Below are 14,532 nucleotides of genomic sequence, written 5' to 3'. Positions count from 1 at the left end.
ACTTACCTGTCGCCGACATGAGTTACTCACAAGCTGAGTAACTATGGTCGAACTCGACAACGCGGCCGACGGGAGCTCGGACGACCGGGTCGACGAGGAGTCGGCCGACGGGGACGCCCGCGCAGACGCCCACCTCGACGACGTGGACGACGGCTGCGGGTGTACCGAGATCTGGGAGCACCTGAGCGAGGAGCGCGCCGACGACTGAGCCGTCCGCGCTGTCGTTCTCCCCGGTCCGTCGTCCCCACGGCTCCGGCGGCGGGCCGCCTCGGGGTGGGCGAGCCCGTGTCCAACGGGGAACCTTTTTCTCCCGGAGCGTCAAAGCGCGGACGATGGATTACGACGACGTCTGCGTGCTGATCCCCACGCTGAACGAGTCCGAGACTATCGGGCCGGTCGTCGAGTCGTTCGCGGCCGAGGGGTTCGACGACATCCTCGTGATCGACGGCGGGTCGACCGACGGGACCCCGTCGATCGCCGAGGAGAAGGGCGCGCGCGTCGTCCAGCAGCGCGGCTCGAAGGGGAAGGGCCAGGCGCTCCAGGAGGGGTTCGAGCGGACCGACGCCCCGGTCGTGCTCATGCTCGACGGCGACCTGACCTACCGGGCCGAGGACGCCGCGACGATGCTCGAACCGATCTTCGAGGGGCGGGCCGACCACGTCATCGGCGACCGCTTCGCCGACATGGAGGACGGTGCGATGACCCGGCTCAACCAGTTCGGCAACGGCGTCATCAACCGGGCGTTCTCGCTCATCCATGGGCGTGACTACGGTGACATCCTCAGCGGCTACCGGGCGCTGACCCGCGAAAGCATCGACCGCATCTCGCTGACGGAGGATCATTTCGGCATCGAAACGGAGATGGCCGTCGAGTGCGTCAAGCACAACGTCCGCACGGAGGTGGTCCCGATCCGCTACCGCGCCCGGCCGGACGACTCCGAGACGAACCTCCGCCCGTTCCGCGACGGCGCCGACATCATCCTCACGCTGTACAAGATGGCCAAGACGAACAACCCGCTGTTCTACTTCGGGAGCGTCGGAGCCGTCAGTCTCGTCGTCGGCCTCGTCCTCGGTACCTACGTCGCCGTCGAGTGGATCACGGCCAACACTTCCCACGAGGTGATCGCCTTCCTGGGGGGGCTGGCCATCATCTTCGGGGTCCAGCTACTGATGTTCGGCGTGCTCTCGGACATGATCGTCACGGTCAACCGCGAGCAGACACGGCAGCTGGAGGACCTCACCGAGCGGTTGAGCGAGCAGCGGGCCCGCGGCGCCGCTCGCGTCGACGAGTCCGGGACCGGGCGCGACGCCGGTGGAGCGACGGACCGCGCGGACGGGGAGCGCCCGTCCGATCCGGAGCCGTCGGCGGCCGAACGGCAGGGGTGACGGGCCGGACCGGCTCAGAAGGGGACGAGCCCGCGCAGCTGCTTGACGAGGCTCGTCGAGGCCGCCTGGCGCTTGCGCTCGAAGACGGGGTGCAGCGCGTTGAGCAGCTCGTCCTCGGAGTCGAACGACTCGCCGTCGGCCTCGGCCAGCGCCTCGGTGACGGGCATCTCGTTGCCCGACGCGTCGTACGGGACGGTCGCGTCCCCGAAGTACTCGCGCAACTCCTCGGCTGTCGCGGGGAAGGACACGTCCGCGTCGGCCAGTCGCGCGTCGAGTGCCGCGATCCCGAACTCGACGACGTCCGGTTCCTCGTCCACGTCGTTCGACGGTGGCCGAACTCCCATTAGCGGGTACATCGGCGTCGACCCCCGAAAATCCTGCGGCTCGAACCTCCCGGTAGCGGGCCGTTCGGAGCGTCCCGCAACGCCCGGAGTCGCGCCCGCAACCGAGCGTCGAGACCCCTCGGAGTCGCGACCGCCACCGAGCGTCGGGACTCCCCGGAGCGTTTCCGGGTGCGTCCGACCGCCCGACGGTAGGCCGGTGGCGCCACCAACGATAACTAACCGGCCCCCTATGTGGCGGACATGCTGCAGTCGTCGCCCGGGCAGGTCGCCGATCTGGTCGAGGCCGTCCGCGCGGTCGCCCCCTGGCAGCAGCTCTTCCTCCTCGTCGCCGTCGCCGTCTCCGTCGCCGTCGCACGGCGGCTCGTCCCCGGCGAGCGCTGGGGCGACCGCCTGCGCGCCCGGTTCGTCCTCGGCGTCCCCTGGGGGACGCTGCTGACGGTCCTCGGCGTCCTGCTGGTCTACTGGATCGTCCAGGGCGGGTGGGAACACCCCCACAGCCCACTCGTGATCCCCTTCCGGTCGTGGTCGTACTTCTACCCGCTCGGGGTTCTCGTCGCCGGGTTCGCGCACAACGGCGTCGGTCACATCACCGGCAACCTGGTCGGGACGGTCGTGTTCGCCCCGATCGTCGAGTACTACCTCGGTCACTACCCCACAGAGCGGGGCTCGGAGTCGTTCTCGTCGCTCCGGGCGAACCCGTTCGTCCGCCTGCTGGCGGTCCCCGCGGGGTCGATCGCCGTGGGCGTGTTCACCGGCTTCTTCTCGATGGGACCGGTCATCGGGTTCTCCGGCGTCGTCTACGCCTACGTCGGCTTCGCGATGGTGACGCGGCCGCTGCTGGCGGTGCTCGCGCTCGTCTCCGAGCGGGTCGTCGACCTGCTCTACCGCGGGCTGCGCAACCCCTACATCAGCCGCGAGCCGGGCCCGAGCTTCTTCTCGCCGTGGTGGGCGGACATCGCGATCCAGGGCCACGCGATCGGCATCCTGGCCGGCGTGCTCGCCGGGATCGCCGTCCTCGCCGCCCGCGAGGAGTACCCGAACCCGCTCGCCCTGTGGTTCGCGGCGCTGGTGCTGGGCATCCGGCAGTCGCTGTGGGCGATCTACGCGCCGATGGGCGCCAACCGGTTCGTCCTGTTCCGCGCGGTCGGCGTCGGCGTGATCTTCATCTCGGCGGCGCTGATCGCGACTGCCGTCTCGGCGTCGAACCGGTCGCTGCTCCCGCGGCTGGAGGGACGGAGCGTCGGCCTCCCCGCCCCCGACGCGCCCGTGGTGGTGATCGCCGTCGCGCTGGTCGTGCTCTCGTCGTTCGCGGTGCCGTTCGGCTTCGCGACCGTCTCCGGGGAACTGCCGGCCGACGCCGCGACCGTCGAGGTCCGCGACTACACCGTCACCTACGTCGAGCACGAGCCCAACCAGTACGTCTCGCTGGTCAACGAGTACCTCTACGGCGACACGGGGACGATCCGCTCCAGCGGGGTGGTCGTCCTCAGCGAGGACCGCCGCATCTGGCTCGAAGCGGTCTCGAAGAGCCAGCTCGCCTTCAGCGGCGGCGCGGCCGTCCGCGTCGGCGGGCTGGGCTGGCGCGAGACGGTCTACGCGGACCGCGAGGGCTGGTCGCTGGTCGGCAACGGGTCGGTGTACAGGGTGTCGCTCCGCGAGCGGGGCGAGCGCGGGCGGCTCGCCTACGCGTCCGACGCGCGCCGCGCGCGGCCGGTGATCGACGGCCGCAACGTCTCGATCGCACCGGTCGAGGGCGGGTTCGAGGCCATCGTCTCGACGAACGGGACCGTCCTCGACCGGGCGCCGGTCCCCGGGCCGTCGAACGCGACGACCGTCGGCGGGCTACGGCTCAACCGGACCGGCCGCGAGCTGGTCGCGACCAGCGGCCGGACGAGAGTGCAGGTGGCCAGCAAGTCGGTGCCGCGGGCGCGGCAGGGCTGAACTGCGAGTGTCTCGTGCGCGTAGCAGTCACTCGGCGCCGTCGTCGGCGCCGCCGCCGCCCGTGTCCTCTGCGTCGCCGGCGTCTCCGGCGTCGCCGTCGTCCCCGTCCCAGGCGATCCGGAAGACCTCCACGTCGACGGTCTGCGAGTCGGCCTCGTGGAAGTCGAACTGGCGGGGCAGGTCGAGTTCGGCGGCGAAGGCGTGGGTGACGCGGCCGCCGCTGTCGGCGGCGAACGACTCGACGAACTCCTCGCTGCCGGCGTTGTGGACCGAGTAGGACACCTCGCTGATGGCGGCGGCGGTCGCGAGGAACGCCCGGTCGGCGTGTTCGTTGCCCGACTGGGCGCCGAACGGCGGGTTCATCACGACCGTCGTCGGGCCGTCCGGGCACAGCGGGACCGCGGTCGCGTCGGCCCGGACCCACTCCACGTCGGCGGCGGCCGCGACCCGGCCCTCGTTGGCCCGCGCCGTCGCCAGCGGCCCCGGGTCCAGGTCGACGCCGACGACCCGCTCGGGGCCCCGCAGGACGGCCCCGAGCGCGAGCATCCCCGTCCCGGTGCCCAGGTCGACGACCGTCCGGCCCTCGATGTCGCCCTGCAGGTCCGCCGTGTGGATCAGGTGGGCCGCGATGTCCGGCGGCGTCCGGTACTGTTCGAGGTCGACCCGCGGGTCCTCGAAGCCCGCGACGACCGCCAGCTGCTGGGCCAGCCGTGTCTTCGTGCTCACGCTCTCACCCCGCGGTTCCCGGACTCGCTCGCGCGTCGCGCCTGGTCGGTCATCCGTCGACAATATCTCCCGCGTATGCAAAAACGTTGTTGAATGCCCGAGAGTAATTCACGACGGGTCGCGGGCGGGTCACGCCCGGGGGAGTTCCAGTACGAAGGCGGCGCCGCCGCGGTCGCTCTCTTCGGCGCGGACGGACCCGCCGTAGGACTCGACCATCGAGGAGACGAAAAAGAGGCCGAAGCCCGTGCCCGAGGAGGCGGCCCCCTTCCCACCGCGCTCGAAGATGTCGGCCCGGTCCTCCGGGGGGAGTCCCGTCCCGTCGTCGGCCACCCGGAGACAGACGGTCGACCCGCCGTCCTCCGCGGTGACGACGACGTTCGTGGTCTCCTCGGAGTGCTCGACGGCGTTCGTGAGGAGGTTCCCGACCACGTCGTCGAGGAGGTCGTTCGCGAGGACGGTCAGTCCCGCCGGGACCGACGCGTCGACGTCCACCCGGTCGGTCATCGCGTCGACGCGGTCGGCCTCCTCGGCGACCAGCGGTCGGAGCGCGACCGCCTCGAGGGCAGTGTCCCCGTCGCTGGCGACGGAGTCGAGGATCGACCGCACCTTCCCGCTCAGGTCGGTGATCTTGACGCTCCAGTCGTAGATGCTCTCGGCGTGGCCCACGTGTTCGGGGTCGTCCAGGTCGTTCCGGAGCATATCGGCCCGCGCCATGATGACGTTGAACCCGTTCATCATGTCGTGCCGGAGGACGCTGTTGAAGAAGTCGAGCTGTTCGTTGCGGCGCGCGAGCGTCTGTTCCTGCTCGTGGCGGTCGATGGCGTAGCGGAGCGCTCGCACCAGTCTGTCGCCGTCGAGGTCGCCTTTCGGCAGGTAGTCCTGGGCGCCCGACTGGATCGCCTCGACGGCGATGTCCGTGTTGTCGAGCCCGGTGAGCACGATGATCGGTACGTTCGAGTCGAACCCCGCGGCACGGCGGAGCGTCTCGATCCCCTCGGACTCGGGGAGCCCGAGGTCGAGCAGGAGCACGTCGTAGTGTCCCGCGGCGAGCGCGTCGCGCGCGGCCGACAGTGACTCGACGTGGGTGAGCGCGACCTCGTCGAGAAACGCCCGGACCGAGGAGTTGTCGAGGTGATGCTCGACGAGCTTCGCGTCGCCGGGGTTGTCTTCGACGAGCAGCGCGTTGACGGTCGACTCCATCACTCCGGGGGCATCCTGACGACGGTGAGCCAGAAGTCCTCGATCCGTTCGACGATGTCGAGGAAGCCGTCGAAGTCGATCGGTTTGGTCAGGTACGCGTTGGCGTGCAGGTCGTACGACTGGACGATGTCCTCCTCGGCCTCCGAGCTCGTCATGACGACGATCGGGATCCGCCTGAGGTCGTCGTCCGTTTTGATCTCCTCCAGCACGTCTCGGCCGTCCTTGCGCGGCATGTTGAGGTCGAGCAGGACGAGGTCGGGGCGGGGCTCGTCGGCGTACTCCCCCTCCTGGCGGAGAAAGGCGAGCGCCTCGACGCCGTCGTTGACGACGTGGAGGTTGTTGCTGATGTTCCCCCGTTCGAGCGCCTTCCGCGTCAGCGTCACGTCACCGGGGTTGTCCTCGGCGAGGAGTATCTCGACCGGTTCGCCGTGGTCGTTCATACCCGCGCCTCCGCGAGTCGAGTCGGTTCGTCGCCGGTTCGCGCTCGGTCGGTCGCGGTCGTGTCGTGGGGGGTCATGCGTGGATCTCCGTCTCCGCTGTCGCCGGCATCGTGAAGTGGAACGTCGCGCCGTCGCCGGGTTCGGACTCGACCCAGATCTCGCCGCCGTGGCGGTTGACGATGCGCTTGCACATCGCCAGCCCGATGCCGGTACTCCCCGAGCGGCTGGCGTTCTGTTTGAATATCTCGAAGATGCGGTCGTGCTGGTCGGCCTCGATGCCGGGGCCGTCGTCGGCGACGGTGAAGTGGACGCGGTCGTCCTCGCGTTCGGCGCCGACCGTCACGGTCGGTTCGTCGCCGCCGTAGTGGAGCGCGTTCTCGACGAGGTTCTGGAACACCTGTCCGAGCTGGTTGCGGTCGACGGTGACCGCCGGCAGTTCGCCGCTGTCGACGGTCGCGTCGCGCTCGTCGATCAACAGCTCCAGGCTCCGGACCGTCTCCTCGAAGACGGCCCCGGCGTCGGTCTCGGTCGGCTCGTCGCCCTTCGTCGTCACCCGCGAGTACTGGAGGAGCGCGTCGATCATCTCCTGCATCCGCGTCGCGCCGTCGACGGCGTACTCCATGTACAGTTCGCCCTCCTCGTCGAAGCTGTCGCCGTACTCCTCCTCCAGCAGGGTGACGTAGCTCGACACCATCCGCAGGGGCTCCTGGAGGTCGTGGGAGGCGACGTAGGCGAACTGCTGGAGGCTTTCGTTCGAACGTTCCAGTTCCGTCCGCTGGCGTTCGAGTTCGGCCTCCCGTTCGACGCGGTCCAGGGCGTCGACCATGGCCTGCTCGACCATCTCGACCATCGTGTGTTCGAACTCGTCTATCTCGGCCGTCCCCGGGTTGCCGATGTTCAGGAGGCCGTGGTCGCCGACCGGAACCAGCATCAGCGTCTCCAGGTCGGACTCCGGGGACGACGGGTTCGGCAGGTCGCCGTAATCGGCCACGACCGACAGCTCTCCCGCCTCGAACACGTCCATCTCGTCGTGACCTCGTTCGATATCCGGCAGAGCCCGTGGGGTCTCGACCCCGGCGACTTCGAGCGCGCGCTCCGACGCGAACAGCGGCTCGAGCCTGTCGCCCCCTTCGTCGTACGACCAGTAGGCGGTGACCGGACAGCCGGCGATCGAGTCGACGATATCGACGATGATCTCGGCGACCTCGGTCTCCGACCGAGCGTGCGGGAGCTGTCGCGTCGTCTCGGCGAGCTCCTTCAGTCGTTCCTCCCGCCGCTTGAGCTCGGAGATGTCGCGCGTGAATCCCGCGACGTACGACACGTCGCCGTCCTCGTCGAAGACGGGTTCGGCGTGGACGCTGAGCCACCGCGTCTCGTCGTCGCCGGTCAGGGTGCGGTACTCGAGGTCGGCCGGGTCGCCCTCCGAGAGGACGCCCATCTTCTCGCCGACCATCTCGCGGTCCTCCGGGTGGATCCCCTCGAGGAAGTCGGTCGGGTCGTCGATCAGGGCCGCCTTCGTCCGGTCCCACACGTCTTCGTACGCGGAGTTGACGATGACCGTCTCCGACCAGTCCGCCGTGAACATCCACAGCGTGTCCGTCGTGTACTCGGTCAGCCGGAAGAGCAACTCCGTCGCGTCCTCGTAGCGCTCGTGGGCGCGATACGTCTCGACGACCGCCTCGATCCGGTCGACGAGCGTTCGAAACGTCTCGGACCCGGGCTCGCCGTCGTACGTGACGTACCCGTCCGCGCCCGCGTTGACGGCGTCGGCCGCGACGCGCTCGCTGCCGTCCCCGGTGACCAGCACGAACGGCAGGTCGCCGTGCTCCGCCCGCAGGCGTTCGAGGACCGCGATCCCGTCCGGCTCCCCCGCGGCCAGCCCGCACACGAGACAGCCGGCGTCCTCGGCGTCCAGACGCTCGAACGCCGACGACACCGTCGTCACCGCCGTCGCATCCGTCGCGTCGCCGGCCGCCTCGATACCGTCGGCGAGGCGCTCGCCCGTCGCCGCGTCCGGGTGGAGACAGACCACGCTGACTCCCGGTTCCTGCTCGTCGAGCGGCCTGACGTACGTCGACGACGACGGGCGACCGTCGCTCACGGACTGTTCCCTCCGCGGTCGGCCACCGTCGCCGTCGGGCCGGTGGGCCCACGACCGACCGCCACTCGCTGGGCTCTCGCGCTCGATTCGGTGCGCATACGCGAGGCTCACCGTCCGACTGTAAATCGTTGTGCCACCAGTTATCGCGGCTGATACTCCACAGGACCCGCGAAAACAGGCCGCCGGCGGCGGGCTACCAGGTGCCGTGGAACGTGTCGAACTCCAGCGCCTCCAGGGGTTCCTCGCCGATGGCGATGCGGTACTCCTGGGGGGTGAGCATCGGTTTCTTGAACTGCGGGCCGTCGTCGGTCGTGATCCGGGGACAGCCGGTGTTGACGTAGGCGTCCATCCCGAAGTTGGTCAGCCGGTCGGGCGTCACCTCGTCCATCGTGATGAGGTAGGCGTCGTCGTTGTTCTCGACGATCTCCTGGGCCTGGTCCCAGCGGCCCTGGCCGATCTTGGTGCAGAAGATGACGCCCCACTCCTCGGCGTCCATCGCGCGGTGGACCGCGCCGTAGCGCTGTTTCATGAACTTCTCCGTGTCGGCGACGGAGACGGCGTTGTTGACCGGGTCGGCAATAATGACCTTCTTGTCGGGGTGTTCCATCGCGAGGCCGAGCGGGTGGAACTTCCCGCCGCCGACGTAGAGCATCTGGTCGGCGTCGACGTCCGCGCTGGCGTAGTTACAGCCCAGCACCTGGCCCTCGTGGGTGAGCCGCTCGTCGCCCTTGCGGGTGTGGACGGTGTAGCCCCGCTCCTCCAGCCACGAGCGCATCTCGTCGAACTTGTTCATGTGCTGGGCGGTCGTGACGAGGCCCACGTCCTCGTCCTCGTCGGCCGGCGCGAGTTCCTCGTCGAGCGCCCGCTCCATGATCGGGAAGACGTCGACGTTCGAGAAGAGGGGGACGTAGATGATCTTGTCCGACTCCTTCATCGGGGAGTGGCCGAAGTGGACGAACACGTCCGTCCGGCGCATGAGGTAGGTGTCCAGGTCGCAGGCACCGTAGCAGGGCTGGCCGGAGATCATGACGGTTACGTCGTCGGGCAGTTCGGCGCGCAGGTCGTCGGCGACGCGGGGGCCGCGGCGCTTCAGTCCCTCTGGGAACTGGAGGCCGACGGTCTCGGCGTCGCGCTCTTCGACGGCGTCGACGATGCGGTCGAGTTCGTAGTCCCACTCGCGGTCGTGGCGCAGCGACATCCCCGTCTCCCTGAGGTCGCCCTCGGTGCGAGCCGCGTCCTCGGCCTCGCCGCGCGAATCCTTGCTCATTGGAGGCTCGTATCCGCTCGCGGGGTAAAACCTCCGCGGTCCCACCCGCCACTGTCAGCCGGTGACGGATCCGCCGCTGGCCGGCCCGACGAGCGCGAAAAACCGGGCCCCCGTCCGGTCAGGGGTCCTCGATGACGACCCGCTCGTCGCCGCCGCGGGCGCGGGTCAGCGCCGAGACGATGCGGTCCTGGAACCGGAGGAAGCCGAACACCAGCAGCGCGAGCAGCCCGCCGACGACGAGTTCTGAGACCATACCCCCGTTTCGGTCCCGCGTCGGATAAGGGCTCGGGGAGCGTGCGAACGTCGCCGGTTCCGGTGACGCGCTCCCCGACGATCCGGCCCGAAAGCGAGTACGGCCACGCATTTAACGCCACCCGCCGAGTAGGGTCGACCGACGATGGTCCCCCTCCCGACCGTCCTCCGCACGGCGGTCGTCGCCGTCGCCTCGTTCGCCGTCGCGGCCGGCGCCGCGGTCGCGGTCACTCGTCTCGCCGTCCGAACCCGCTTTTTCGCGATGCAGGACCGCCCGCTGGACAGCTGGCACGGCCGACCGCCCCGCCAGGCCGACCGCGAGCCCCGGGACGGGCTGAACCCGTTCATCCTCGCGTTCCTGACCTTCTGGGTCGCGTTCGCGCTCGCGAGCCTCGCGCTCGACGTGCTGTTGCTCGGGTAGGTTCGCGGACCTATCCGCGGGGTCCCGAAGTTCCGGTCCCCCCGCAGTCGCGGGAGCTTTGACGCTGGCGCACTCGGGGACGGGTATGTCCCTCCGCACGTGGGCGTCCGCCACCGTCGACTTCCTGCTCGCGGCGGTCGGGCTCTACCTCGGGCTCGCGCCGGCCTTTACGGTCGGCTACGCGCTCGCCGCGGACGCGACGCTGTTCGCACAGCCGCCCCAGACCGCCGCGGCCGTCGTCGCGATCGGCGGGAGCTACCCGTTCGTCGCCGGCGACTGGTCGTACCGCCGGCTGGCCGTCTTCGTCGTCGCGCTGTACGTCGCCAGCGGCGCCGCGGGCCTGGCCGGCCTCGCAGTCCTCCGGTCGCTCGACGTCTCGCTCCCCTCGACGGTCCTCGCGCGGGCTGGCGCGCTGGCTATCGCCTACCCGGTCGCCGCGGCGGCGGTGTTCCGCGACCGCGTCCGTCGCCGGCTGGGACTCCGCCCGCTCGACGCCGACGACCTCACCGGGCGGTGAGTGCCGAGGGTGCTCGGCGGCTGCCGTTCGATAGAGTCGACCCGGCGACCGCGGCCGGAGTCGGCACCTTGAAACCCGCGAGAGACCAACGGCGAGTATGAGCATCGAGACCGACGCGGCGAACGCGGAGGCCGGCGAGGAGGTCGACGCGCTCGCCCGCGAACTCGGCGAGCGCATCGCGGAGCTGCCCGTCTACGAGCGCTACCGCGAGGCCAAGGCCGAGGTCGAGGCCGACGAGGACCTCCAGGAGCAGATCCGCGAGTTCGAGCAGATCCGCGAGGAGTTCATGCTCGCGCGCCAGACCAACGAGGCCACCCAGGAGGACCTCCGGACCCTGCAGGACGCCCAGGAGGAGCTGCACGACCACCCGAAGATGGCGGAGTACCTCGAAGTCCAGAGCGAACTGGAGCTGCGCCTGCAGGAACTCAACGAGCTCATCTCCGAGCCGCTGACGGTCGACTTCGGCGGGAAGGCCGGCGGCTGCTGCGAGGACTGACCCTCCCGGACGGGCCGGGGAGCGGACGGCCGGTTTCACCCACCTTTTTGCTGGCGTCGCGCGGAGTTACCGGTATGACAGTGGAAAGCGACTGGGGCGACTGGCTCCCACGTGCGGTCGAATCGGCGTCGCCGGACACCCTCGCGGTCTGGTACCTCGGCTGTAACGGCTTCGTACTCAAGGCCAGCGACGACACGACGGTCTTCATCGACCCCTACCTGGGGATCGGCGACCCGCCGCGGACCGTGCGGATGATCCCCGTCCCGTTCGAGCCCGAGGACGTGGCCGAGGCCGACGCCGTGTTCGGCACCCACGAGCACGTCGACCACGTCCACGGGCCGAGCCAGGCGCCGATCCTCGCGAACACGGGCGCCGACTACTACACGGCCGACGCCGGCCACGACGTGATCGACGAGGAGGACTGGACCGGCGAGTGGGGCGTGAGCGACGACCAGCTCCACGAGATCGAGGAAGGCGACACGGTCGAACTCGGGGAGCTGACCGTCCACGTGGAACCCGCAAATGACCCGGACGCTATCCACCCGGTCTCGCTGGTCTTCGAGCACGAGGCGGGCACGTTCTTCCACGGCGGCGACGCCCGCCCAGGCGAGTTCGAGCAGGTGGGCGAGGAGTACGACATCGACATCGGGGTGCTGGCGTTCGGCGCGGTCGGCAATATCCAGGACAAGGAGACGGGCGAGGACGTGCGCACCCGGTGGTACAGCGACGAGAACATGGTGATCGAGGCCGCCAACGAACTCCAGCTCGACACGCTCGTGCCGAGCCACTGGGACATGTGGAAGGGCATGACCACCGAGCCGACGGTGCTGCACAACCACGCCGCGAGCTTCGAGTACCCCGCGAACTTGCGGGTCGTCGAGATCGGCGACCGGTTCGACCTGTAGGAAGGCCACCGGGCCGCGCCGATGCCGACCGCGCACTCCCGGACCGGAATCGACGGACGGCCGGTCGCTTTTCCCCAAAATTCCGCGCGTTCCTTCCGCTGAGTAGAGATGAAAGGATCTGGACAATAAGTATCATTAAGTTGGTCCCTAAACGAGAGAGAACACATGAGCGACTCACAGCAGTACGAAAAAGTGTCCGTCTCGTCGGACGGGGTGACGGTGGACAAGCGGTTCGAGGAGGACGAGTTCCCGGTGCCGGCGATCGCCTTCGAGATCCAGTCGGCGCGCTCGGAGACGGTGACGGTGACGCTGGTCGACCAGGTGCCCGAGGACGTGGCCGTCGAGGACCTGGGTTTCCATCCGGAGTACGGCTCCGAGTACTGGACCATCGACGAGGAGCAGATCACCTTCGAGCGCGAACTGGAGGCGGGCGCGGACTACACGACGGTCTACGGCATCCGGGCGACCGGGACCGACAACGTCGAGCAGTTCCTCACGACGCCGACCGTCGAGTCGGTCGACCCGCCGCTGGACGACGGCGAGGGCAGCGTCGTCGACGAGGACAGCAGCGACGTGGTCCGCGACGTGATCTCCGGCGACGGCGACGTGCCGGGGCTCGAAGACGACGACGACGAGGCCGACGGGAGCGACGAGGACGTGGAGACGCTGAACCTGAAAGACCCCAACGAGCCCGACGACGCCGGGTCGGGCGGCGGTGGCGGCGGTGGCGGTGGCGGCGGCTCCTCGGGCGGCGGGACCGTGGCCGTCGAGGACGCCGACGTGGACTCGCTGGTCGGCGCGCTCGCCGCGGAGATCCGCAACCAGAACGTCGACGCCGAGGACGTGAAGCTGCTGCGCAAGGCGTTCGACCTCGCCGAGGACGACAAGGGCAGCGTCGACGCGCGCATCCAGCACCTCCAGACCGAGGTGTCGGATCTCCTCGCCTACACGTCCGCGCTGGAGGAATTCCTCGACGAGAACGGCACCGGCGACGAGATGATCGAGGAGTTCCGCGAGCAGGTCGAGTCGTTCGAGTCCGAGCTGGAGGAGGTCCGCGAGATGGCCTCCGGCCACGAGGCGTCGATCTCCGAGGTCGAGGAGACCGTCGCCTCCGTCGAGTCGTCGATGGACGCGCTCCAGTCGGACATGGACGAGGTGCTCGACGACGTGGAGTCCGTCCAGAACGAGGTCGACTCCGTCCAGAACGAAGTCGATTCCGTCGAGAACACCGTCGACGACGTGGAGGAGGACCTCGACGAGCTCGAAGCGCAGGTCGGCGACATCGACGTCGAGGACGTGCGCTCGGACATCGAGGACATCAACGACGAGATCGAGGAGCTCAAGGAGTGGCGCGAGCAGCTCTCCTCGGTCATCGGCGGCAGCTGAGCGGTTCAGGTAGGACCGACGGATATCGGAGTCGAGCGGCGCCGGACGGAGGGGAGTCGAGCGGCGCCGGACGGAGGGGAGTCGAGCGGCGCCGGACGGAGGGGAGTCGAGCGGCGCCGAACACCGGAATCGAGCGGCGCCGAACACCGGAATCGAGCGGCGCCGGGCGGCGACAGGTGTCCCGCGGGTGGACAGACGTAGCGGAGATCGGACTCGTTTTACGCGCCGCTTGCGTGCTCGATAGCAATGACGACCGTCAGCGTCGCGGTGCCGCGGAAGGGACGCCCGCTCGAAGCGGTCCTCGACAGACTCGCCGACGAGACGGGGGTCGCCGGCCTCGCCGACGACGTGATCTCGACCCTGCGCTACGAGAAGGCAGTCACCAAGGGCGAGCAGTCGGCGACCGGCGACGTGTACGAACGACTCGCGACCTACAGCGACGACGAAGACCCCCATGCCCCGGAGTACACGCTGGTCCGCGACGACCGCTCGGGGATGCCCCGCCGGATCGTCTTCGACAGCGTGGTCGTGCCGGTCGACGAGGACCTGCAGTTGCAACTGGTCGGCCGCGAGGAGCCCTTCCGGGCGCTCCGGAAACACGAGATGCCGCTGGGGTTCGATAGCGCCGACCTGTTCCTAGAGGAGGTCGTCGAACTCCGCGCGGAGCCGCTGGCCGAACTCGGCGAGGTCAACGAGCGGGTCGACCCCCGGGACACCGACGTGCGGCTGGTCGCCGGCCTCGGCGACACCGTGTGGCACTCGCTGCTGGTCACCCCGGAGGTCGCCGCCGAGTACGACGCCAACCCGACGCGGGAACTGGTCGACGCCTACGAGGGCGATTTCTGCATCTCGCCGCGCTACGAGCGGCTCGTCGAGGGCGTCCTCGGCACCGCGGCCATCGAGGGGATCGAGTTCACCTATCCGGGGGCCGACCACGAGGAGGAAGCGGCCATCGCCGAGACGGGCATCGGGGTCTACCTGACCGTCTCCGGCGGGACCGCCCGCGAGCACGGCCTCGAAGTCGGCGAACACCTCTTCCCCAGCGAGACGGTGCTGCTGAAGAGCGAGCCGGAGGTGACGGCGGCGGCCGAGCGGGTGGCCGACCTGCTCGTCAGCGCCGAGACGGGGACGCGACTGGCGGCGCAGTAAGA

At 69.5% G+C, this 14,532-nt stretch carries 16 protein-coding genes; 9 read left to right on the top strand and 7 right to left on the bottom strand.

Annotated elements, in window-relative coordinates:
- The first annotated feature begins 43 nt into the window (after positions 1–43).
- Positions 44–208 carry a DUF8595 family protein gene (locus ACMGFG_RS02975; protein WP_436928870.1) on the top strand — a complete coding sequence of 55 codons (165 nt, stop codon included), beginning with the start codon at positions 44–46 and terminating at the stop codon, positions 206–208.
- Positions 209–332: 124 nt separating this feature from the next.
- Positions 333–1,385, top strand: a complete 1,053-nt coding sequence (aglJ, locus tag ACMGFG_RS02970; RefSeq protein ID WP_436928869.1) for an S-layer glycoprotein N-glycosyltransferase AglJ — start codon at positions 333–335, stop codon at positions 1,383–1,385.
- Between the two features lie 14 nt (positions 1,386–1,399).
- Here the strand turns inward: aglJ and ACMGFG_RS02965 are convergent, their stop codons facing one another.
- Entirely contained in the window at positions 1,400–1,729 is a 330-nt protein-coding gene (locus ACMGFG_RS02965; protein WP_436928868.1) for a DUF5789 family protein, read from the bottom strand.
- 240 nt (positions 1,730–1,969) lie between these two features.
- On the opposite strand from ACMGFG_RS02965, the gene ACMGFG_RS02960 reads away from it, so the two are divergent.
- Positions 1,970–3,670, top strand: a complete 1,701-nt coding sequence (locus ACMGFG_RS02960) for a rhomboid family intramembrane serine protease (RefSeq protein ID WP_436928867.1) — start codon at positions 1,970–1,972, stop codon at positions 3,668–3,670.
- Between the two features lie 27 nt (positions 3,671–3,697).
- Here ACMGFG_RS02960 and ACMGFG_RS02955 read toward each other — a convergent pair whose 3' ends face one another.
- From ACMGFG_RS02955 to ACMGFG_RS02930, 6 genes are all read right to left on the bottom strand, one after another.
- A complete protein-coding gene (locus ACMGFG_RS02955) occupies positions 3,698–4,396 on the bottom strand; it encodes an METTL5 family protein (RefSeq protein ID WP_436928866.1) in 699 nt (232 codons plus the stop codon).
- Positions 4,397–4,525: 129 nt separating this feature from the next.
- Positions 4,526–5,596, bottom strand: a complete 1,071-nt coding sequence (locus tag ACMGFG_RS02950) for a sensor histidine kinase (RefSeq protein WP_436928865.1) — start codon at positions 5,594–5,596, stop codon at positions 4,526–4,528.
- On the bottom strand, positions 5,596–6,036 hold the full coding sequence (locus ACMGFG_RS02945; protein ID WP_436928864.1) for a response regulator: 441 nt from the start codon (positions 6,034–6,036) through the stop codon (positions 5,596–5,598). The genes ACMGFG_RS02950 and ACMGFG_RS02945 overlap by 1 nt, the downstream gene beginning before the upstream one ends.
- A 73-nt stretch (positions 6,037–6,109) precedes the next feature.
- On the bottom strand, positions 6,110–8,137 hold the full coding sequence (locus tag ACMGFG_RS02940; protein WP_436928863.1) for a sensor histidine kinase: 2,028 nt from the start codon (positions 8,135–8,137) through the stop codon (positions 6,110–6,112).
- Between the two features lie 193 nt (positions 8,138–8,330).
- The gene (gene dph2 / locus ACMGFG_RS02935) at positions 8,331–9,404 is read right to left on the bottom strand and encodes a diphthamide biosynthesis enzyme Dph2 (RefSeq protein ID WP_436928862.1); all 1,074 of its coding nucleotides are present in this window, start codon (positions 9,402–9,404) and stop codon (positions 8,331–8,333) included.
- A 118-nt stretch (positions 9,405–9,522) separates the two neighbouring features.
- Entirely contained in the window at positions 9,523–9,657 is a 135-nt protein-coding gene (locus ACMGFG_RS02930) for a hypothetical protein (RefSeq protein WP_436928861.1), read from the bottom strand.
- 144 nt (positions 9,658–9,801) lie between these two features.
- On the opposite strand from ACMGFG_RS02930, the gene ACMGFG_RS02925 reads away from it, so the two are divergent.
- From ACMGFG_RS02925 to ACMGFG_RS02900, 6 genes are all read left to right on the top strand, one after another.
- The gene (locus tag ACMGFG_RS02925; RefSeq protein WP_436928860.1) at positions 9,802–10,077 is read left to right on the top strand and encodes a hypothetical protein; all 276 of its coding nucleotides are present in this window, start codon (positions 9,802–9,804) and stop codon (positions 10,075–10,077) included.
- Between the two features lie 85 nt (positions 10,078–10,162).
- The gene (locus ACMGFG_RS02920; protein WP_436928859.1) at positions 10,163–10,594 is read left to right on the top strand and encodes a hypothetical protein; all 432 of its coding nucleotides are present in this window, start codon (positions 10,163–10,165) and stop codon (positions 10,592–10,594) included.
- Positions 10,595–10,691: 97 nt separating this feature from the next.
- Entirely contained in the window at positions 10,692–11,090 is a 399-nt protein-coding gene (locus ACMGFG_RS02915) for a YlbF/YmcA family competence regulator (RefSeq protein WP_436928858.1), read from the top strand.
- 74 nt (positions 11,091–11,164) lie between these two features.
- Positions 11,165–11,995 (top strand): MBL fold metallo-hydrolase, encoded by an 831-nt coding sequence (locus ACMGFG_RS02910; protein ID WP_436928857.1) that lies wholly within the window; start codon positions 11,165–11,167, stop codon positions 11,993–11,995.
- Positions 11,996–12,160: 165 nt separating this feature from the next.
- Positions 12,161–13,381 carry a hypothetical protein gene (locus ACMGFG_RS02905; protein ID WP_436928856.1) on the top strand — a complete coding sequence of 407 codons (1,221 nt, stop codon included), beginning with the start codon at positions 12,161–12,163 and terminating at the stop codon, positions 13,379–13,381.
- Between the two features lie 246 nt (positions 13,382–13,627).
- Complete coding sequence (locus ACMGFG_RS02900) at positions 13,628–14,530, top strand: phosphoribosyltransferase HisG-related protein (RefSeq protein ID WP_436928855.1); 903 nt, start codon at positions 13,628–13,630, stop codon at positions 14,528–14,530.
- Positions 14,531–14,532 lie beyond the last annotated feature (2 nt).

Source organism: Halosimplex halobium, from assembly GCF_051414055.1.
GTDB classification, from domain to species: domain Archaea; phylum Halobacteriota; class Halobacteria; order Halobacteriales; family Haloarculaceae; genus Halosimplex; species Halosimplex halobium.
This window is presented reverse-complemented; position numbering and strand designations above follow the sequence as displayed.

Bases quoted from the DNA above. Each gene is read 5' to 3' on its own strand.
- dph2 (WP_436928862.1), bottom strand. From the start codon at position 9,404: ATGAGCAAGGATTCGCGCGGCGAGGCCGAGGACGCGGCTCGCACCGAG.
- ACMGFG_RS02925 (WP_436928860.1), top strand. From the start codon at position 9,802: ATGGTCCCCCTCCCGACCGTCCTCCGCACGGCGGTCGTCGCCGTCGCC.
- aglJ (WP_436928869.1), top strand. From the start codon at position 333: ATGGATTACGACGACGTCTGCGTGCTGATCCCCACGCTGAACGAGTCC.
- ACMGFG_RS02945 (WP_436928864.1), bottom strand. From the start codon at position 6,036: ATGAACGACCACGGCGAACCGGTCGAGATACTCCTCGCCGAGGACAAC.
- ACMGFG_RS02960 (WP_436928867.1), top strand. From the start codon at position 1,970: ATGCTGCAGTCGTCGCCCGGGCAGGTCGCCGATCTGGTCGAGGCCGTC.
- ACMGFG_RS02965 (WP_436928868.1), bottom strand. From the start codon at position 1,729: ATGGGAGTTCGGCCACCGTCGAACGACGTGGACGAGGAACCGGACGTC.
- ACMGFG_RS02910 (WP_436928857.1), top strand. From the start codon at position 11,165: ATGACAGTGGAAAGCGACTGGGGCGACTGGCTCCCACGTGCGGTCGAA.
- ACMGFG_RS02975 (WP_436928870.1), top strand. From the start codon at position 44: ATGGTCGAACTCGACAACGCGGCCGACGGGAGCTCGGACGACCGGGTC.
- ACMGFG_RS02920 (WP_436928859.1), top strand. From the start codon at position 10,163: ATGTCCCTCCGCACGTGGGCGTCCGCCACCGTCGACTTCCTGCTCGCG.
- ACMGFG_RS02900 (WP_436928855.1), top strand. From the start codon at position 13,628: ATGACGACCGTCAGCGTCGCGGTGCCGCGGAAGGGACGCCCGCTCGAA.
- ACMGFG_RS02950 (WP_436928865.1), bottom strand. From the start codon at position 5,596: ATGGAGTCGACCGTCAACGCGCTGCTCGTCGAAGACAACCCCGGCGAC.
- ACMGFG_RS02930 (WP_436928861.1), bottom strand. From the start codon at position 9,657: ATGGTCTCAGAACTCGTCGTCGGCGGGCTGCTCGCGCTGCTGGTGTTC.
- ACMGFG_RS02905 (WP_436928856.1), top strand. From the start codon at position 12,161: ATGAGCGACTCACAGCAGTACGAAAAAGTGTCCGTCTCGTCGGACGGG.
- ACMGFG_RS02915 (WP_436928858.1), top strand. From the start codon at position 10,692: ATGAGCATCGAGACCGACGCGGCGAACGCGGAGGCCGGCGAGGAGGTC.